At 66.1% G+C, this 1,308-nt stretch carries 1 protein-coding gene; it reads right to left on the bottom strand.

Going from position 1 to position 1,308, the window contains the following annotated elements:
* Positions 1-22: 22 nt before the first annotated feature.
* A protein-coding gene (locus tag AA983_RS14495; RefSeq protein ID WP_369798827.1) for an IS3 family transposase occupies positions 23-1,260 on the bottom strand; the annotation gives its coding sequence in 2 pieces (ribosomal slippage) (positions 23-981 and positions 981-1,260; 1,239 coding nt in all).
* Between the last annotated feature and the right edge of the window lie 48 nt (positions 1,261-1,308).

Genomic DNA, 1,308 nt, shown 5'->3' with positions numbered 1-1,308 from the left:
TGAATCGCCCTGGGTTTCGTTCCTACCTGCTTCCCTGTCCAGCGAGCGCTGGCTGGGCTGATTCGAGGCCAGCGTAGTACGCCTCCTCGACCTCGACCGGCGTGCGGTAATCGAGCTCGCCGTGGAGACGAGCGTTGTTCCACCACCACACGTACTCGAGCGTCGCGAGTTCGACCTGCTCGACCGTCCGCCACGGGCCCTTCCGACGGATCAGCTCGGTCTTGTAGAGCCCGTTGACGGCCTCGGCGAGGGCGTTGTCGTAGCTGTCACCGACGCTCCCTGTCGACGGGGTCGCGCCGAGCTCGTTGATGCGATCCGTGTAGACGACCGAGAGGTAGTTCGACCCATGATCGGCGTGGTGGACGAGGTCATCGAGCGACCCGCGCGCGCCCCACGCGGCCATGTTCAACGCCTGTAACGGCAGCACCTCCGCGCGCAGCGTCCCGGCGACGTTCCAGCCGACGATCATGCGGGAGAACACGTCGATCACGAACGCGACATACGCCATCCCCGCCCACGTTCCGACATACGTGATGTCCGCGACCCACAACCGGTTCGGCGCGGGAGCGGTGAAGTCGCGTTCGACGAGATCCATCGGCTGCGCGATGGTCGGGTCGGACTTCGTGGTGAACACCTTCTTCGACCGCGCCACCCCGCGCACCCCGGCGAGCTTCATGAGCCGCGCGGTCTGGTCACGCCCGATGTCCCACCCCTCCCGCCGGAGGAGAGCATGCATCTTCCGGACGCCGTAGACGCCGTAGTTCTCCTCGTGAAGACGCTGGATCTCGGGGACGAGGAGTTCGTTCTTCAGCTGCCTGGCGGAGGGCACGCGCGTCTTCGCCGCGCGATACCCGCGCGAGGTGAGGAACCCCGGCACCGCGTCGCGGAGGACGCGGCAGAGGAACTCGACCCCGAACTGATCCCTGTGTTCGTCGATGAAGCGGATCATGCTCGTCAGGGACGGTCGAGTTCCTTCGCGAAAAACACGCTCGCGGCTTTGAGGACCTCGTTCGCCTTCTTCAGCTCGGCGTTCTCACGGCGAAGTCGCTTGTTCTCCTCGGCGACGTCGGTCGGCACGCCGGGGCGCTGCCCGGCGTCGATCTCACGGCGGCGGTGCCACACGCGCAGCGTCTCCGGGCTCATGCCGAGCAGGCCCGCGACATGTCGCACCGCGGACATGAGGTTCGGATGCTCGGGCTTGGCCTCGTCGAGCATCCGCAGCGCGCGCTCGCGCATCTCGGGCGAGTACTTCTGATTCATCGGTTCCATCCTTGCTTGAAGAACGGAACGAAACCCAGGGCGATTCAG

Source organism: Dermacoccus sp. PE3 (genome assembly GCF_001021715.1).
Classification (GTDB): Bacteria; Actinomycetota; Actinomycetes; order Actinomycetales; family Dermatophilaceae; genus Dermacoccus; species Dermacoccus abyssi.
Note: the sequence above shows the minus strand (reverse complement) of the source record. Positions and strands in the feature narration are given on the sequence as shown.